Below are 16,815 nucleotides of genomic sequence, written 5' to 3' on the forward strand. Positions count from 1 at the left end.
TGGATTGTGCGCTACACCTCGACGACCACCGGGATGATCATCGGCCGGCGGCGGTAGGTGTCGCTCACCCAGCGCCCCACCGTACGGCGGATCGTGCGCCGGATCTGCATCTCGTCGGCGACGCCCGCCGCGGCGACCTCCTGCAGCGCGGACTCGATCAGCGGGATGACCGCGTCGAAGGCGTGAGGGTCTATGCCCGAGCCACGAGCGGTGATCTCCGGTCCGCCGGTGAGCTTTCCGGTGGTGGAGTCCACGACGACGACTATGGAGATGAACCCCTCGTCGCCCAGGATGCGCCGGTCCTTGAGCGCCACGTCGGTGATGTCGCCCACCGAGGTGCCGTCCACGAAGACGTACCCGCAGGGGACCGCGCCCGCGATCCTCGCCCGGCCGTCGACCAGGTCGACGACCACGCCGTCCTCGGCGATCACGATGTTCTCGCGGGGTACGCCGGTCAGCTCGGCCAGCCGGGCGTGGGCCCGCAGGTGCCGCCACTCCCCGTGCACCGGCATGAAGTTGGACGGCTTGGTGAGGTTGAGCACGTATAGCAGCTCACCCGCCGCCGCGTGGCCCGACACGTGCACCCGGGCGTTGCCCTTGTGGACCACCCGGGCGCCCCAGCGGTTGAGGCCGTTGATGACCTTGCTGACCGCCGTCTCGTTGCCGGGCACCAGCGACGAGGCCAGCAGGACGGTGTCGCCCTCGGCGATCCTGATCGGGTGGTCGCGGTTGGCCATGCGCGACAGCGCCGCCATCGGCTCGCCCTGGGAACCGGTGCAGATCAGCACCACGTCCTCCGGCGGCCACTCCTCGATCTCCCGGGAGTCCACGAGCAGGCCCGCCGGCACCTTCAGGTAGCCGAGCTCGCGCGCCACGCCCATGTTGCGGACCATCGACCTGCCGATGAGCGCGACCTTGCGGCCGTGCTTCTCGGCGGCGTCCATGATCTGCTGCACGCGGTGGATGTGCGAGGCGAAGCTGGCCACGATGATCCGCTTCGCGGCGGTGCGGAAGACGTCGTCGATGACCGGCGCGATGTCCCGCTCGCTGGTGACGAAGCCCGGCACCTCCGAGTTGGTGGAGTCGGACATCAGCAGGTCGACGCCCTCGGCCCCGAGCCGCGCGAACGCCCCGAGGTCGGTCAGCCGTCCGTCCAGCGGAAGCTGGTCCATCTTGAAGTCGCCCGTGTGCAGGACGAGACCCGCGGGGGTCCTGACCGCCACCGCGAGCGCGTCGGGGATCGAGTGGTTGACCGCGACGAACTCGCACTCGAACGGCCCGAACGAGCGCCGCTCTCCCTCGATCACCTCGACCTTCGCCGGCTGGATGCGGTGCTCGGCCAGCTTGCTCTCGATGAGCCCGAGCGTCAGCCGCGAGCCGACGATCGGGATGTCGCGCCGCTCCCGCAGCAGGTACGGCACCGCCCCGATGTGGTCCTCGTGGGCGTGCGTGAGCACGAGCGCCTCGATGTCGTCCAGGCGCCCGCGTATGTAGTCGAAGTCCGGAAGGATGAGATCGACGCCCGGCTGGTCCGGCTCGGGGAACAGCACGCCGCAGTCCACCACGAGCAGGCGGCCGTCGTACTCGAACACCGCCATGTTCCGGCCGATCTCGCCGAGGCCGCCCAGCGCGACGATGCGCAGGCCGTTCTCCGGCGGCGGCGGAGGCGGGCCGAGTTCGGGATGCGGATGACTCATGCCGCCCCCTCAGCCCGGCGCCGCCCGGTCACGGTCACGCCGCCACCCCCGGATCGTCTGTTCTTCTTCCTGGTCAAGTCGCTCATTCGGCTCCATCTGTTGATCTAATCCACAAGCTTGAGACCCCCTGTGATGAGGTCCTCCCGAAGCGCCGCGATCTGCTCCCGCGTGGCGTCCACCAGCGGAGGCCGGACGTAACCGCCGTCCTGGCCCACCAGTGTCAGCGCCGCCTTTACCATGATCGCGCCCTGGGTGCGCGTCATGATCGCCGAGACCACCGGCAGGAGCCGCCGGTGGGTCTCCAGCGCGCCCGCCACGTCACCGGTGCGGTACATGTCGCACATGGCGACGAGGTCGGGGCCCACGACGTGGCCCACCACGCTGACGTAGCCGACCGCCCCCACCGACAGCCAGGGCAGGTTCAGCAGGTCGTCACCGGAGTAGAACACCAGGTCGGTGCCCGCCATCACCTGCGAGCCGGCGAACAGGTCGCCCTTGGCGTCCTTCACCGCCGTGATGCGCGGGTGCTCGGCGAGCCGGAACAGGCTCTCCGTCGTGATGGGCGTGGCCGCACGCCCGGGAATGTCATAGAGCATCACCGGAAGGCCGGTCGCGTCGGCGACAGCGGTGAAGTGGCGGACCAGGCCCTCCTGCGGCGGCTTGTTGTAGTACGGCGTCACCACCAGCAGACCGTGCGCCCCCGCGCGCTCGGCGGCCCGGGCCAGCTCGACGCTGTGCCGCGTGTCGTTGGTCCCCGCGCCCGCGACGACGGTGGCCCGGTCGCCCACGGCCTCGACCACCGCCCGCAGAATGCGGTCTTTCTCCTCGTCGGAGGTGGTGGGGGACTCACCGGTGGTGCCGCTCACGACCAGTCCGTCGTTGCGCTGCTCGTCGACGAGATAGGCGGCGATCCGCTGGACGCCCTCATAGTCGACGGCGCCGTCAGAGGTGAACGGTGTGACCATCGCGGTCAGCGCGCGGCCGAAGGGGGCGTCGGAGGTTCCAGTTGGCGATGCCATAGACCGAACGGTACCCGGATCCGCGCGGGTCATGGACGTCGCCACCCCGATATGTCCCGTCCCGTGACGCCTGCCGGGGACAGACCCGGGGACAGAGAAAGAGGCCGCCGATATGTGCTCGGGGGTACACACATCGGCGACCTCTACCGAAGAATCGGCGTTCCTTACGCGGACGTTACACACCATCGCGCGAATTTTTTCCCGGAGGCCGTGAACGGCGGGTCATACCCCGTATGACCAGGAAAGTCGTGGTTCAGCGGTTCCAGGCCCCAGGCGCGCTCAGCGGGCCTCCCCCGTCAGCAGCTTCGTCCACAGGGGCACGATCCTGACGGTGATGAGGCGCTCGGTCTCGCGGACCTTCACCTCGGGCTCCCGTTCGGTGCGGCGGACGAACAGCAGCCCGCCCGCCTGGCACAGCTCGTAGATCGTGGGCTTGCACTCGCAGGTGTGACGCCGCACCCGGACACGGTCGCTGCGAGGGGTCGGTTTCAGCCATGTGATGCGCTCGTGGTCGTCCCAGGCGGGACCCACATGGATGCCGTGATAAGGGGGCGGGAGCGGAATGTCTACACCCGACCCCTTAGCGGCACAATCGCCCATTGGCGGACCTTTCACCAGGCAAAGTTGGGGTCACAGGACACTTCCGTCACTCTGTGTCGCCCGGCGGATACGTCAAGATTTGGAGGACCCGTCACCCCCTCAGGGATGGATTGATGGCAAACTCTGATCCGGTCTACCTGCGCGTAGTCGAAGACATCCGCCGCCAGATCATCGACGGCACGCTCCCACCGGGCGCACCGATCCCGTCGCGGCACCAGATAACCCGGAAGTACAGCGTCGGAGAGACGGCCGCGCGCCACGCGCTGCGGGTGCTCGCCCAGGAGGGCCTCATCATCAGCCGGGTGGGCTCCGGGCACCGGGTGCGGGAGAAACCGATCCTGCTCCCGCTCCACCGCGGCCGCTCCCCCGAACCCCACACCGCCTTCGCCAGCGACATGCACGCGGGCGGCCGGCATCCGAGCTGGAGCTGGCGCAGCGAGCTCGCGGACGCGCCGCCCGACATCGTCCACCGGCTGCGCCTGGGAGAGTCGGGCCCGGTGATGCGGACCCGCCACATCTTCCGCGGCGACGGCAGGCCCCTCCAGCTGCTCACCACGTACGAGCCGATCGAGCCGGGGCAGGGCCAGGGCGCGGAAGAGGGCACCTACGAACGCAGGAGCGCGGCCTTCCGCCTCGCGGCGAGCGGCACCCCCATCACCGAGATCAGCGAGGCCGTGCACGTCCGCGTGCCCCAGCCGACCGAGAGCGATCTGCTGGAGCTGCCCGCCGGCGTGCAGGTGCTCCAGATCGAGCGTACGTACTGGTCGGGTGACCGGCCGGTAGAGACCAGCGACGCCGTGGTGCCCGGTGATCGCTTCCGCCTGGTCTACGGTATTCCCAGCCCCCTCTGACTGTCGGTGCCCGCTGGTACAACCAATCCGGATCCCCCGTCCGGAGGTGCCGATGCGCGTCAAAGACCTGCCCCTGGCCGACCAGCCCCGCGAGAGGTTGCTGGCGTCCGGAGCGGCGGCGCTCGCCGACAGAGAGCTGCTCGCCCTGCTGCTCGGCTCGGGCAGCAGGGGCGTGAGCGCCGTGGAGCTCGCCTCCCAGGTCATCGCCCACTGCGGCGACCTCGGCGAGCTGGCCCGCTCCGAGGCCCACCGGCTGCTCGCCGTGCCGGGGGTGGGCCCGGCCAAGGCGGCCAGGGTGGCCGCCGCCTTCCACCTCGTACGGCGGGCCCAGGCGGAGCCTGAGCGAAGCCGGATCACCTGCTCGGCCGACATCGCCTCGGCCGCCGCTCCCCTGCTGCAGGGGCACCCGCGCGAGCGGCTCGTCGTGATCGTCTGCGACGGCCGCGGCGCGGTGCTGCGGCGCTCGGTGCTCAGCGAGGGCGGCAGCGACCACACACCGGCACCGGTCCGGGACATCGTCACCACCGTCCTCCTCTCCGGCGGGGCCGCCTTCGGCCTCGCCCACAACCACCCGAGCGGATCGCTCGATCCCAGCCCCGCCGACGTCGAGGTCACCGCCCGCCTCCACGAGGCCGCCGACACCGTCGGCCTCCGCTTCCTCGACCACGTGATCGTCACCGACACCGCCTGGCGCCGCGTGCCATGGCCATAGTACGTCTAGTTGTATTGCCTTGACCAATACAAGCTTGAACGTCTGATCAGGCATATCAATACAGAGAGGTGCGTAATGGGTCGTCTACGCTTCGAGCGTGCTCGACCATGACGGTGACACCCATCTCTACGTGCAGATCGCTGAGATCATCCGGGAGCAGATCCAACGAGGCGACCTTGCGCCTGGACGGCCCATCCCGAGTGAGGCCGCCATCCAGAGCGAGTTCGGGGTAGCACGGACGACCGCTCGGCGAGCCGTCCACATGCTGCGCGAGGAAGGCCTGATCTACACGGTGCAGGGCGAGGGCACCTTCGTCGCCGCACCAGACAGCGCGCCGCGGGAACCACGCAAGCTTCCGATGTATCGGAAGATCGCCGAGGACATCGTCCAGGAGATCCGGAGCGGAGACCTGCAACCTCGGCGTCCCGTACCGAGCGAGACGGCTTTGGTGCAGAGATACGAGGTGGCACGCGAGACGGTCCGCAGGGCGATCGGCCGCCTTCGCGATCAGGGCTGGGTCTACACCGTCCCTCAACGAGGGACCTTTGTCTCAGCAGAGGACAAGTGGCCGGAGGATTAGCGGGTTTCCTTCGTCTAGTCGTCTGGGCCTGTCTAGAGTCGACCCATGTTCGACCGCGAGGGTCCGGTACCCGTCTACAAGCAGATCGCCGAACTCATCCACGCGCAGATCCGTCATGGCGAGTTGATCGAGGGCGACGCCATCCCGAGTGAGGCGGAGATGGAAGCGGAGTACGGCGTGGCTCGCGCCACGGCACGGCGAGTTACCCGGGAACTGAGGGAACTCGGCCTCGTTCAGACCCAGCCAGGTCTGGGAACCTTCGTCGGCGACGGCACTGTCTACCGTCCCCGACGGAGACCGCTGCTCTACGAGGAGATGGCGAAGGAGATCGCAGAACGTATCGAGCGCCGGGAACTGAAGACGAATCGGCCGATCCCAAGCGAGAAGTCGCTCATGCAGCAGTGGGGCGTGGCCAAGGCAACGGTGCGGCAGGCCGTCAAGTTCCTCCGGGACCAGGGATACGTCTTCACCGTCCCCCATCGCGGCACGTACGTGTCCTCGCCGGAGAACTGGCCGAAGGACTGACCGGGCATGGCGTGCGAGGCCGCCTGACGCTCGATCTCCGTACGCCGAATTGCGTACGCGCGGGGACATCCGGGGGCGGATGCCGGGGCGGGGCGGGCCTGCGAGGCTGCGGCCATGCGGAGACGGACGCCATGGCTGATGTTGATCGTCGCGGTGGTCGCCGCTTCGGTGCTGGTCTACCCGTACCTGGGTCTCGACATCGACGACAGCCGCCTCGACGTGGGCGGCAGCCTGCACTACTACGTCCTGGTGGGCCATATCGCGACCGCCGCCGTCGCGCTGGTGCTCGGTCCCCTGCAGTTCGTGCCGCGGGTGCGGGCCCGCCGGCGGATCCACCGGACGATCGGCCGGGCCTATCTTCTCGCCGGTGTGCTGCCGTCCGCGGCGGCCACGATCCCGGTCGCGATGTGGTCGGGCCGCGTCGTGACGCAGATCGGCCTCACGACCGCGGCCGTCCTGTGGCTGGTCACCGGTGGGCTCGCGTTCCGGGCCGCCCGCCGGCGTGACTTCGTGAGCCATCGCGACTGGATGACGCGCAACTACGCGCTGACGTTCCTCGCGGTGACGTCGCGCGTCCTCGTTCCCCTGCTCCTGCTGGCCCAGATCCCCTTCCGCGGCGCCGGGGCGGTGGGAGAGCTCGCGACCTCGATGATCCCGATCGGGCAGACGCTGGGCTGGATCGTCAACCTGGTCGTGGCCGAGGGCATCATCAGACGGCGGACTCGCGTACCCGAAGCCCGGCTAGACCGTGTCTGAGGTTCTGCCGCCGACTGGTCTCGCGGCGGCGGCGCAGCGGTCCTCGCCGGGCGCCGCCCCGGTGGCGGCGTGCTCCAGCAGCGCCGTGAGGACCCGCCGGTCCTCGGGCACGAGACCGGAGAGCAGTTCGTCCTCGGCCCGGGCGACGCGCGCGTCGAGCTCGGCGAGGACGCGCCGGCCGTGCTCGGTCGGCACGATGCGCCGCGCCCGGCGGTCGGCCGGGTCCTGCCGGCGCTCCACGAGATCGCACCCCTCGAACTTGTCGAGCAGGTACGTCATGACGGTGCGGTCGATGCCCAGGCGGGCGGCGAGCGCGGCCTGTGTGGGCGGGGCCTCGTGCACGACGGCGGAGAGCACCTGGTAGCCGCGCACCCCGTGCGGCAGGTCACGGGAGATGTCCTCCACGCGCGCGCTCCACTCCCGCAGCAGCACGGCGAGGGCCCACCCGATCACGGATCCCTGCGTGGACGGCGCCGGGGAGCCGGTGGGTTCGCGGTCGGTCACACATCCACCCTAACCCGGAATACGCTGTCACCTCGATAAGTTGCGTCACATATCGTCTGCTCCACAGATCAGTTGTGACACAGAGAGGCCCGGCGATGACGGACTACGGCCACGAGCCGACCTTCGGCACGTTTCTCACCCCGCAGAACCACGATCCGCAGGGGCCGGTCCGGCTGGCGCGGATCTCCGAGGCCGCCGGGCTCGATCTCGTGACGTTCCAGGACCACCCGTACCAGCCGGGGTTCCTGGACACCTGGACGCTGCTGTCCTGGGTGGCCGCGCGGACGGAGCGGATCACGGTCTCGGGCAACGTGCTCAACCTGCCGCTGCGCCCGCCGGCGGTGCTGGCCCGCGCCGCGGCGTCGCTCGACCTTCTCTCCGGCGGCCGGTTCGCGCTCGGCATCGGCGCGGGCGGCTTCTGGGACGCGATCGAGTCGATGGGCGGCACCCGCCTGACACCGGCCGAGTCCGTGACCGCGCTCGAAGAGGCCATCGAGATCATCCGCGGCATCTGGGACGCGGGTGAGCGCCGCATCCTGCGCGTCGACGGGGAACACCACCGCGTCGCGGGGGCCAAGCGCGGTCCGGCGCCCGCGCACGACATCCCTATCTGGGTCGGCGCCTACAAGCCGCGGATGCTGCGCCTGGTGGGGCGCGAGGCCGACGGATGGCTGCCCTCTCTCGCCTATCTCAAGGACGGCGACCTGCGGCGCGGCAACGAGATCATCGACGCGGCCGCCGAGGAGGCCGGGCGCGATCCGGCGCGGGTGCGCCGCCTGCTGAACATCGGCGGCGAGGTCACCGAGACCCGCGAGGGTTTCCTGCGGGGGCCGGTCGAGCAGTGGGTGGAGGAGCTGACCGCTCTGGCGCTGGAGGACGGCATCGGCACGTTCGTCCTCGGCTCGGACGACCCCCGGCTCATCCAGGTCTACGGCGAGGAGATCGCCCCCGCCGTACGGGAGGCGGTGGCGCGCGAGCGGGCCGCCACCGGGACGGTCCCCGCGGCCGCCCGCCGCGGAGCCGCCGCGATCGCGCTGCGCCGCGACGGGATCGACTACGGCAGGGTCCCGGCGAGCCTCGCGGCCGACGCCGTCGAGCCCGGCGACCGCGCCTACGAGTCGGTGCGGCACAACTACCTGCGCGCGGGGTCGCCCGGTCTGGTTCTGCGTCCCCGGACGGCCGGCCAGGTCGCCGAGGGGCTCGCGTACGCCAGGTCCCAAGGCGTGCCGCTCGGCGTACGCTCGGGCGGGCACGGGATCAGCGGCCGTTCCACCAACGACGGCGGCATCGTCCTCGACGTCGGCGCGCTCGACACCGTCGAGGTCGTCGACCCGGCCACGCGCCGGGTGCGGCTGGGCGCGGGCGCGACCTGGGGCCAGGTCGCCGAGGCCCTGGTGCCGCACGGATGGGCGATCAGTTCGGGCGACTTCGGCGGCGTCGGCGTGGGCGGCCTCGCGACCACGGGCGGCATCGGCCTGCTCGGGCGCCGCTTCGGCCTGACGATCGACCACGTCGTCGCCGCGGAGGTCGTGACCGCCGACGGGCGGGTGCTGCACGCCTCGCGGGAGGAGAACCCCGACCTGTTCTGGGGCCTGCGCGGCGCCGGGGGCAACCTCGGCGTGGTCACCTGGGTCGAGATCGAGGCGATGGAGCTCGGCGACGTCGTCTTCTCCCAGATGACCCTGGACGCCCGCGACACGGCGGGGCTCCTCGAGCGCTGGGGCGCGGCGGTGGAGAAGGCGCCGCGCGAGCTGACGAGCTTCCTCGTCCTCTCACCGGCGCGCCGCGGCCAGGACGCCGTCGCCCAGCTCATGACCGTCTACGCCGGCGCGGACACGGAGGCCGCGGTGAGCGAGCTCGAACGGCTCGCCGAGGCCGGCCCACTGCTGGGTCACCAGGGATATCTGCTGCCCTACTCGGGGGTGGTCCAGCCGGCCGAGAGGCACCACACGGGTGGTGGGGACCCCGCCGTACGCTCCGGCCTGGTCACCCACCTCGACGGTGACGTGAGCCGCGCGTTCGGGCGGATCGCGAGCTCCCGGTCGTCCTACTTCCTGCAGATACGCGCAACCGGCGGGGCCGCGCACGACCTGGCCCCCGACGCCACCGCCTATCCGCACCGGCACCAGAACTTCCTGCTCACCGCCATGGGCGCCGCGCAGCCGGCCCTCGACGCCGCGTGGGACGCCGAGGTCGCGCCGTACACCGACGGCCTCTACCTGTCCTTCGACACCGACACCCGGCCCGAACGGCTGCTCGACGCCTTCGGCGAGGCCGGCCTCGCCCGGCTGCGGCGGGTCAAGCGCGCCTACGACCCGGACAACGTGTTCCGCGCGAACTTCCCCGTCGAACCGGCGGACGACGTCAGATGAGGGCCATGGCCTTCTCGGCCAGGCCGGCCGGGGCGGTCTTCGGGCTGCCGGCGGCGAAGGGGGGCTGGGGGTCGTACTCGATGGCGAGCTGCACGGACTGCGCGGTCTCCTCGTCGCGCATCGCGGCCAGCAGGGTGAGGGCCATGTCGATGCCCGACGACACGCCGGCCGCCGTCACGATCTTCCCGTCGGTCACCACGCGCTCGCTGACCGGCTCGGCGCCGAACCCGGCGAGCTGGTCGAGCCATCCCCAGTGGGAGGTCGCCTTCCGGCCCGTCAGCAGTCCGGCCGCGCCCAGCAGGAAGGACCCGCTGCACACGGAGGTGGTCCACCGCGTCTGCTCGTGCGCCCGCGCGATCCAGCCCAGCAGCGCGGAGTCGGACAGCGCCTCGATCGTCCCGGGCCCTCCGGGCACGACGATCACGTCCGGCTCGGGCAGGTCGGCGTACGACGCGGTGGCCGCGAGGCTGAGGCTCCCCCGGTCGTCGAGCACCGGCCCCGGCTCGGCCGCGACGAACGTGACCGTGCAGCCGGGCGCGAAGGCCAGCACCGTGTACGGTCCGACGGCGTCGAGCGCGGTGAACCTCGGATAGAGGGGGATCGCGATGTTCATGATCTGCTGTTCTCCTTCGATCGGAACCGGCGGCGGTAGTCGCCGGGTGAGACACGCCAGTGGCGGCGGAAGACGCGGTAGAGGGTCTCGGGAGCGCCGAGCCCCGTCTCCCTGGCGACCCTGTCCAGGGGGTGGGCGGTCGTCTCCAGCAGCCGCCGGGCCGCGTCGGCCCTGCTGCGTTCGACGTACCTGCCGGGCGGGACCCCGGTCTGCTCGGTGAAGACGCGGGAGAAGTGCCGCTCGCTCATCCCCGCCCGCCGGGCGAGCGCGGGCACGCTGAGGTCCTCGGCGGGGTTGGCGTCGACGAACGCCTGGATCTCACGCAGCGGCTCGGCCCGTGGGACGGCGGCCCGCATGGGGGCGCTGAACTGGCTCTGCCCGCCCGGCCGGTGCAGATACACCACGAGCCCCCGGGCGACGTTCCGGGCGAGCCGGTGGCCGTGGTCGGCGGCGACGAGCGCGAGGGCGAGGTCGACGCCCGAGCTGACCCCGGCCGAGGTCCACACGTTCCCGTCCTGGATGTAGATCGGGTCGGCGTCCACCTCGACGTCCGGATAGCGGTCGGCCATCTCCCCCGCCACCAGCCAGTGGGTGGTCGCGCGCCTGCCGCACAGCAGCCCGGCCTCCGCGAGGACGAAGCTCCCGTTGCAGACGGAGGCGACCCGGTGTGCCCCGGCGGCCAGCCGGGCAACGCCGCCGATCAGTTCCCGATCACCCAGGTGTTCCGGCACGGACAGCCCGCCCACGACGAGCAGCGTGTCGATCGGGCCCGCGACCTCGCCGAGCGCGGTCTCCGCGAGCGTGACGATCCCGTTCTGCGCCGGTACGGCCCCGGCACGCACGGCCGCCACCTCGACGCGGTAACCCCCCTCGCGGGCGAGCAGGTTCGCGGTCGCGAAGACGTCCGCCGGCCCGGCCAGATCGAACATCTGGAAGCCGTCGAAGACCACGATGACCACACGCCGGACCGCACGTCGCTGCATACCCTCGATGCTCCCGGCGGGGCATCATGGCGTCAACGACACGGATATTGCACATTACGCCATCAGGCCGGCGCGCTCCCGGCGCCGGGCGGAAGCCGCGGAGATCAGTGCGTGTCGAGGTGGGCGTCGAGGTGGGAGTCGGTGCGCAGGGCCCGGGCGCAGAGGGTCAGACCCTCCCTGAGGGTGCCGCGCATCGTGGTGTCGACCTTGGCGAGCATGACCGTCTCGATGTCGTCGAGCGAGCCGTCGCACCGCTGCAGCACCGACACGCCCTCGGAGGTGAGGCGTGCGCACAGCACCCGTCCGCCGGCCGGGTGCGGGTCGCGGCGGATCAGCCCGCGCCGTTCGAGGTCGCGGATGACCAGGTTCATCGCCTGCGGCGTGACGAAGGCGATGCGGGCCAGTTCCGCCGACGACAGCCCGTCACGTGTGCGAAGCTCGCTCAGGGCCATGTACTCCGTCGTGGTGACGCCGTGCCGGGCGAGTGAGTCGTCCAGGTGGGCGCGGATGCGACGCTCCAGTCGGAACACCAGGTAGCTCAGACGGGGCGCCGGAGCGCTCTGCGGGGCGGCCGGAGGGGTGCGGGAGGCGATCACCAGCATGACGATACCTCCCGGCCTCCCGGATGTAAGTTTCGCACTCCTATATCAAGTCACTTGATAGCAAAGTGCTTGATATGCAGCTAAAACCTGTTTCGCGTGGACGTGCCCGATCATGGCCCTTCGGGCCATCTCTTGACCACTGGCCATACCTCCTCATATACCGGCTGACGTCATGTTTTGCCAACGCACGGCGCTTCCGTAAAAGGCGCGCCGGAAAGCGGGACCTCCGCACGTCCAGCAGAGGAGGAGCGAATGAAGCGATTACTCGCGGTACTCGCCGGTGTCTGTGCCGCGGTGCTGTACGCCGCCGTGACCCTGGTGTCCGCGCAGTCGGCCGCCGCGGCCACGCTGACCGAGGTGACGAATTTCGGTTCCAACCCCGGCAACCTGCGGATGCACCTGTACGTGCCGAACGGGGTGCAGTCGAACCCGGCGATCGTGCTGGCCATGCATCCGTGCGGCGGTTCCGGGCCCGGCTTCTACTCGTCCAGCGAGTTCGCGTCGCTGGCCGACCGGTACGGCTTCATCGTCATCTACCCGTCGGCTTCCAAGAAGAGCAACTGCTTCGACAACTGGTCCGACGCGTCGAAGGTGCGCGGCGGCCAGACCGACCCGGTGTCGCTCATGTCGATGATCACCTACGTCGAGAACCAGTATCACGGCGACCCGAACCGGGTGTTCGCGACCGGCAGTTCCTCGGGCGCCATGATGACCAACGCCATGCTCGGCCTCTACCCGGAGGTCTTCAAGGCGGGCGCGGCGTTCATGGGCGTGCCGTTCACCTGCTTCCCGAACGAGGCGGCGTACAGCCCGGGCGGCAACTCCGCGCCGTGCGTCGGCAAGACCGCGCAGCAGTGGGGCGACGCCGTGCGCAACGCGAACCCGAGCTACCGGGGGCCGTGGCCGCGGATGCAGCTCTGGCACGGCACCAACGACAACGTCGTCGCCTACTCGGAGCTGGAGGAGGAGATCAAGCAGTGGACCAACGTGAACGGCCTTAGCCAGACGCCGACCAGCACGGACACCCCGCAGTCGGGCTGGAGCCGCCGCCGCTACGCCGACTCCTCCGGCACGGTGAAGGTCGAGGCCTACACCATCCAGGGCGCGGGTCACAGCCTTCCGTCGGGCGGGATGGCCGCCGTCGCCATCCAGTTCTTCGGCCTCACGGGCACCAGCCAGAGCCCGAGTCAGAGTCCCAGCCAGAGTCCCAGCCAGAGCCCCAGCCAGAGCCCGAGCCAAAGCCCGAGCCAGAGTCCCAGCCAGAGCCCCAGCGTGACCCCGTCGGACCCGCAGACCGGGGCGTGCCGGGTCAGCTACCGCCCCAACACCTGGAACAACGGGTTCACGGCGGACATCACGGTCACGAACACGGGCGCCGCGGTCAACGGCTGGACGGTCACCTGGAGCTGGCCGGGCAACCAGCAGGTCACCAACGCCTGGAACGCCACGGTGACGCAGTCCGGCACGCAGGTGACGGCGCGCAACGTCTCCTACAACGCCGCGATCCCCGCCGGAGGCAGCACCAGCTTCGGCTTCCAGGGCACCTACAGCGGGACCAACACCGCGCCGGCCCGCTTCACGCTCAACGGCACGGCCTGCGCCAACGGATAGCCCCATCGGACACCAGGTGCGTGCCCGCCCCCGGGCACGCACCACCCGTACCTCAGAGGGCGAGGGTGTCCAGGACGGCGGCGGCCGTCTCGGCGGCACGCGGCTGGTAGTCGCGGGCGAGCGTCTGGAAGACCTGCTCGGCCCGGATCGCGGGCCAGTCCCCGGGCAGGTGCTCGGCCGGCAGGTGCGGATCCTGCCGGACGAGCTGCAGCCAGTCGGTGTGCAGCAGCAACTGCCGGGCGAGGTCGTCCGGCGCCTCCGGCAGGGGCAGGGAGGCGTCCCACCGGGCGAGGAAGGCCCGGTAGCGGGCGGCGATCTGCTCGATGTCGAAGGCCTTGCGGACGAGATCGGCCGCCTCGGTCGGCTTGAACGCCCGGGCGTTCAGCACGGTGACGTGGTCGGCCATGTCGAGGCCAGGGTCGTTGGAGGCATGGTCAGGGGAGGCGTGGTCGAGGGAGGCGAGGATCTCGGTGACGTCCTTGGCGCCCGGCGCTATCCACAGCCCGCTCTGCAGCAGGCCGAACCCGCCCCAGACGAGCCGGGACCGCAGGTCGTGCCGGGTGCTGCGCCGGCTGTCCGGCAGGGAGAACCCGACCACGGTCCAGGTGCCGTCCCAGTCGCGGTTCACCGCCCCGGTCTCCCACACCCGCCTGCGCCCGTCCTCCAGCACCTCGGCGGCGTGCGGGGTCAGCGCGAAGTACATCTTGCGTCCCCGCCGGTGCCGTTCCAGCAGGTTCCGCTTCACCATGCGGGCGAGCGTCGACCGTACGGCCTCCTCGGAGACGCCGAGACGGGCGAACACGTCGATGACGCTGCCCGAGTAGATGGCGGTGCGGCGGTCCAGCGCGTAGATCCCGAGAAAGCTGAACATCAACGACTGGGGGCGCATGGAACCCGCCGTCTGGTCGTGGTCGCCGGTGCTCACAGCAGAAAGCGTAGACGCTTCCCCATGGAAGGCAAATCTTTGACGATGGTCACATAACTGCCATAGATTCGAACGGCGGCACGCTGCCCAATCGAGAGGTGGAGCACATGGATCTGTCGGGCAAGGTGGCCGTCGTCACCGGCGCGGGCCGGGGCCTCGGGCGCGCGTACGCCGAGGCGCTGGCGGCGGCCGGCGCGGCGGTCGTCGTGAACGACGTGGACGGCGACTCCGCCGCGCGCGTCGTGGACGGGATCACCGCGAGGGGAGGCAGGGCGGCCCTGGTCGCCGCCCCGGTCGGCTCCGCCGAGGTCGCCGACCGGCTGGTCGACACGGCCGTGAAGGAGTTCGGCCGGCTCGACGTGATGGTCACCAACGCGGGCATCCTGCGCGACAGGGTGCTGTGGAAGATGTCGGACGACGACTTCGACGCGGTGATCGGCGTGCACCTGCGCGGCACGTTCACCTGCGCCCGCGCGGCGGCGGTCCGGATGCGGGAGCAGGGGACCGGCGGCCGCCTCATTCTCGTCTCCTCCCCCGCGGGCCAGCGTGGCAACTTCGGCCAGACCAACTACGCCGCAGCGAAGGCCGGCATCGTCGCCATGGCCCGCACCTGGGCGATGGAGCTGGCCAGGGCGAACATCACCGTCAACGCGATCGTGCCGGTCGCGGCCACCGAGATGACCCGGACGATCCCGACGTTCGCCCCGATCATCGAGGAGGCGGAGCGGACCGGCCGGTCGTTCCCCGCGTGGCTGCGCCAGGGCGAGGGCATGGGCACCGTCGAGGACGTCGCCCCACTGGTCGTCTTCCTCGCCTCGGACGCCTCCGCGGACGTGACGGGCCAGGCCATCGGCATCGGCGGCGACCGGCTCGCGCTCTGGTCCCATCCGAGCGAGAAGTCGGTGGCGTACACCTACGGCGGCTGGTCGGCCGACGCCATCGCCGCCGCGTGGCCGGAGGGCGTCGGCGCCGAGCCCGAGACGTACGGCATTCCCGCACCGAACGTGCCGGACGCGCCCCAGACATCGGACGGGGCACCGGACGCGCCGAAGGGAGGCTCGTGAACGTCGAGGAGCTTGTCGCGATCGACGTGCACACGCACGCCGAGGTGTCGGCCGAGGGGCACGCCTCGCTGAGCGCGGAGCTGTTCGGCGCCTCCGAGAAGTACTTCAAGGAACATCCGCGGCCGACGATCCCGGAGATGGCCGCCTACTACCGCGAGCGGAAGATGGCGGCGGTGGTGTTCACCGTCGACGCCGAGCACGCGACCGGCCATCCCCGTATCTCCAACGAGGAGGTCGCCGAGAGCTGCGCCGCGCACGCGGACGTGCTGATCCCCTTCGCCAGCGTCGATCCGTGGAAGGGCCGGGCCGGCGTCCGCGAGGCGCGCCGCCTCGTGGAGGAGTACGGCGTGCGCGGGTTCAAGTTCCATCCGAGCATCCAGGGCTTCTCCCCCGACGACCGCATGGCCTATCCCCTCTACGAGGTGATCGAGGAGCTCGGCGCGATCGCGCTGTTCCACACCGGGCAGACCGGCATCGGCGCGGGCGTCCCGGGCGGGGGCGGCATCCGGCTGAAGCACTCCAACCCCATGCTGGTGGACGACGTCGCCGTGGACTTCCCCGACCTGCGGATCATCCTCGCCCACCCGTCCTTCCCCTGGCAGGACGAGGCGCTGGCGGTCGCCACGCACAAGCCGTACGTCCACATCGACCTGTCCGGATGGTCGCCCAAGTATTTCCCGCCGCAGCTCGTGCGGTACGCGAACACGCTGCTCAAGGACAAGGTGCTGTTCGGGTCCGACTATCCGGTGATCACCCCGGACCGCTGGCTCGCCGACTTCGACCGGCTCGACATCAAGCCGGAGGTCCGCCCGAAGATCCTCAAGGACAACGCCGCACGCCTGCTCGGGCTCGGCGGGCAGAAAGGGACGCGACAACCATGACGACATCGGCCCACGGGCTCGACGAGATCACCGCGCTCGCCGGCAAGGACCTCGGCCACAGCGGGTGGCTGGAGATCACCCAGGACCGGGTGAACACCTTCGCCGACGCGACCGGCGACCACCAGTGGATCCACGTCGATCCCGAGCGGGCCGCCAAGGGCCCGTTCGGCGCACCGATCGCGCACGGATATCTGACCCTGTCGCTGGTCATCCCGCTGTTCAACGAACTGCTCGACATCCGGGGCGTGACGATGAGCGTCAACTACGGCCTGGAGAAGGTCCGCTTCCCCAGCCCGGTCAGGGTGGGGGCCAGGATCCGCCTCGCCGCCACCGTGGTGTCGGTGGAGGAGGTCCCCGGCAACGGTGTCCAGATGCTGCTCGACTTCACGGTGGAGGTGGAGGGATCGGCCAAGCCCGCCTGCGTCGCCCGCGCCGTCTACCGGCACTACGCCTGATCACGCTGCCTGATCACGCTGCCTGATCCCGCTGCCCTGGCCCTTCATGCCCGTACGGCGTGTTT

The 16,815-nt window shown here is 70.6% G+C and carries 18 protein-coding genes; 10 read left to right on the top strand and 8 right to left on the bottom strand.

Annotation, left to right across the window (positions count from 1 at the left end; translation table 11 throughout):
- Positions 1 to 11: 11 nt before the first annotated feature.
- The 3 genes from Mam01_RS21620 to Mam01_RS21630 all read right to left on the bottom strand — a co-directional run bounded on the left by Mam01_RS21620 (position 12) and on the right by Mam01_RS21630 (position 3,175).
- The gene (locus tag Mam01_RS21620; RefSeq protein WP_204287056.1) at positions 12 to 1,697 is read right to left on the bottom strand and encodes a ribonuclease J; all 1,686 of its coding nucleotides are present in this window, start codon (positions 1,695 to 1,697) and stop codon (positions 12 to 14) included.
- Positions 1,698 to 1,801: 104 nt separating this feature from the next.
- Positions 1,802 to 2,716: a 4-hydroxy-tetrahydrodipicolinate synthase gene (gene dapA / locus Mam01_RS21625; protein ID WP_150936869.1), complete on the bottom strand. Its 915-nt coding sequence runs from the start codon at positions 2,714 to 2,716 to the stop codon at positions 1,802 to 1,804.
- 279 nt (positions 2,717 to 2,995) lie between these two features.
- Positions 2,996 to 3,175, bottom strand: coding sequence for a hypothetical protein (locus Mam01_RS21630; protein ID WP_204287057.1), 180 nt, complete (start codon positions 3,173 to 3,175; stop codon positions 2,996 to 2,998).
- Between the two features lie 254 nt (positions 3,176 to 3,429).
- Between Mam01_RS21630 and Mam01_RS21635 the strand changes: the two genes are divergently transcribed.
- The 5 genes from Mam01_RS21635 to Mam01_RS21655 all read left to right on the top strand — a co-directional run bounded on the left by Mam01_RS21635 (position 3,430) and on the right by Mam01_RS21655 (position 6,740).
- Entirely contained in the window at positions 3,430 to 4,167 is a 738-nt protein-coding gene (locus tag Mam01_RS21635; RefSeq protein ID WP_150936867.1) for a GntR family transcriptional regulator, read from the top strand.
- A gap of 52 nt (positions 4,168 to 4,219) precedes the next feature.
- Positions 4,220 to 4,879: a JAB domain-containing protein gene (locus tag Mam01_RS21640; protein ID WP_204287058.1), complete on the top strand. Its 660-nt coding sequence runs from the start codon at positions 4,220 to 4,222 to the stop codon at positions 4,877 to 4,879.
- Positions 4,880 to 4,976: 97 nt separating this feature from the next.
- Complete coding sequence (locus Mam01_RS21645; RefSeq protein WP_204287059.1) at positions 4,977 to 5,459, top strand: GntR family transcriptional regulator; 483 nt, start codon at positions 4,977 to 4,979, stop codon at positions 5,457 to 5,459.
- A 45-nt stretch (positions 5,460 to 5,504) separates the two neighbouring features.
- Positions 5,505 to 5,984 carry a GntR family transcriptional regulator gene (locus tag Mam01_RS21650; protein WP_204287060.1) on the top strand — a complete coding sequence of 160 codons (480 nt, stop codon included), beginning with the start codon at positions 5,505 to 5,507 and terminating at the stop codon, positions 5,982 to 5,984.
- A gap of 114 nt (positions 5,985 to 6,098) precedes the next feature.
- Positions 6,099 to 6,740, top strand: coding sequence for a DUF2306 domain-containing protein (locus Mam01_RS21655; RefSeq protein WP_204287061.1), 642 nt, complete (start codon positions 6,099 to 6,101; stop codon positions 6,738 to 6,740).
- On the opposite strand, the gene Mam01_RS21660 is transcribed toward Mam01_RS21655, so the two are convergent.
- The gene (locus Mam01_RS21660; RefSeq protein ID WP_204287062.1) at positions 6,726 to 7,244 is read right to left on the bottom strand and encodes a MarR family winged helix-turn-helix transcriptional regulator; all 519 of its coding nucleotides are present in this window, start codon (positions 7,242 to 7,244) and stop codon (positions 6,726 to 6,728) included. The two genes, Mam01_RS21655 and Mam01_RS21660, sit on opposite strands and share 15 nt — an antisense overlap.
- A gap of 95 nt (positions 7,245 to 7,339) precedes the next feature.
- Between Mam01_RS21660 and Mam01_RS21665 the strand changes: the two genes are divergently transcribed.
- Positions 7,340 to 9,616, top strand: coding sequence for an LLM class flavin-dependent oxidoreductase (locus Mam01_RS21665; RefSeq protein ID WP_204287063.1), 2,277 nt, complete (start codon positions 7,340 to 7,342; stop codon positions 9,614 to 9,616).
- On the opposite strand, the gene Mam01_RS21670 is transcribed toward Mam01_RS21665, so the two are convergent.
- The 3 genes from Mam01_RS21670 to Mam01_RS21680 all read right to left on the bottom strand — a co-directional run bounded on the left by Mam01_RS21670 (position 9,609) and on the right by Mam01_RS21680 (position 11,814).
- Complete coding sequence (locus Mam01_RS21670) at positions 9,609 to 10,229, bottom strand: DJ-1/PfpI family protein (RefSeq protein WP_204287064.1); 621 nt, start codon at positions 10,227 to 10,229, stop codon at positions 9,609 to 9,611. The genes Mam01_RS21665 and Mam01_RS21670 overlap by 8 nt on opposite strands.
- Positions 10,226 to 11,212, bottom strand: a complete 987-nt coding sequence (locus tag Mam01_RS21675; protein WP_204287065.1) for a GlxA family transcriptional regulator — start codon at positions 11,210 to 11,212, stop codon at positions 10,226 to 10,228. The genes Mam01_RS21670 and Mam01_RS21675 overlap by 4 nt, the downstream gene beginning before the upstream one ends.
- 104 nt (positions 11,213 to 11,316) lie before the next feature.
- Positions 11,317 to 11,814 carry a MarR family winged helix-turn-helix transcriptional regulator gene (locus Mam01_RS21680; RefSeq protein ID WP_239101505.1) on the bottom strand — a complete coding sequence of 166 codons (498 nt, stop codon included), beginning with the start codon at positions 11,812 to 11,814 and terminating at the stop codon, positions 11,317 to 11,319.
- A 252-nt stretch (positions 11,815 to 12,066) separates the two neighbouring features.
- On the opposite strand from Mam01_RS21680, the gene Mam01_RS37390 reads away from it, so the two are divergent.
- Complete coding sequence (locus Mam01_RS37390) at positions 12,067 to 13,425, top strand: extracellular catalytic domain type 1 short-chain-length polyhydroxyalkanoate depolymerase (RefSeq protein WP_204287066.1); 1,359 nt, start codon at positions 12,067 to 12,069, stop codon at positions 13,423 to 13,425.
- 52 nt (positions 13,426 to 13,477) lie between these two features.
- Here Mam01_RS37390 and Mam01_RS21690 read toward each other — a convergent pair whose 3' ends face one another.
- Positions 13,478 to 14,350 (bottom strand): PaaX family transcriptional regulator, encoded by an 873-nt coding sequence (locus Mam01_RS21690; protein ID WP_204287067.1) that lies wholly within the window; start codon positions 14,348 to 14,350, stop codon positions 13,478 to 13,480.
- 107 nt (positions 14,351 to 14,457) lie between these two features.
- On the opposite strand from Mam01_RS21690, the gene Mam01_RS21695 reads away from it, so the two are divergent.
- The 3 genes from Mam01_RS21695 to Mam01_RS21705 are packed head-to-tail and all read left to right on the top strand — an operon-like array spanning position 14,458 to position 16,750.
- Positions 14,458 to 15,414: an SDR family oxidoreductase gene (locus Mam01_RS21695; protein ID WP_204287068.1), complete on the top strand. Its 957-nt coding sequence runs from the start codon at positions 14,458 to 14,460 to the stop codon at positions 15,412 to 15,414.
- Entirely contained in the window at positions 15,411 to 16,295 is an 885-nt protein-coding gene (locus Mam01_RS21700) for an amidohydrolase family protein (RefSeq protein ID WP_204287069.1), read from the top strand. Before Mam01_RS21695 ends, Mam01_RS21700 begins: the two co-directional genes overlap by 4 nt.
- On the top strand, positions 16,292 to 16,750 hold the full coding sequence (locus Mam01_RS21705; protein WP_150936838.1) for a MaoC family dehydratase: 459 nt from the start codon (positions 16,292 to 16,294) through the stop codon (positions 16,748 to 16,750). Before Mam01_RS21700 ends, Mam01_RS21705 begins: the two co-directional genes overlap by 4 nt.
- Positions 16,751 to 16,815 lie beyond the last annotated feature (65 nt).

The sequence above is a fragment of the Microbispora amethystogenes genome (assembly GCF_016863015.1).
Lineage (GTDB): Bacteria > Actinomycetota > Actinomycetes > Streptosporangiales > Streptosporangiaceae > Microbispora > Microbispora amethystogenes.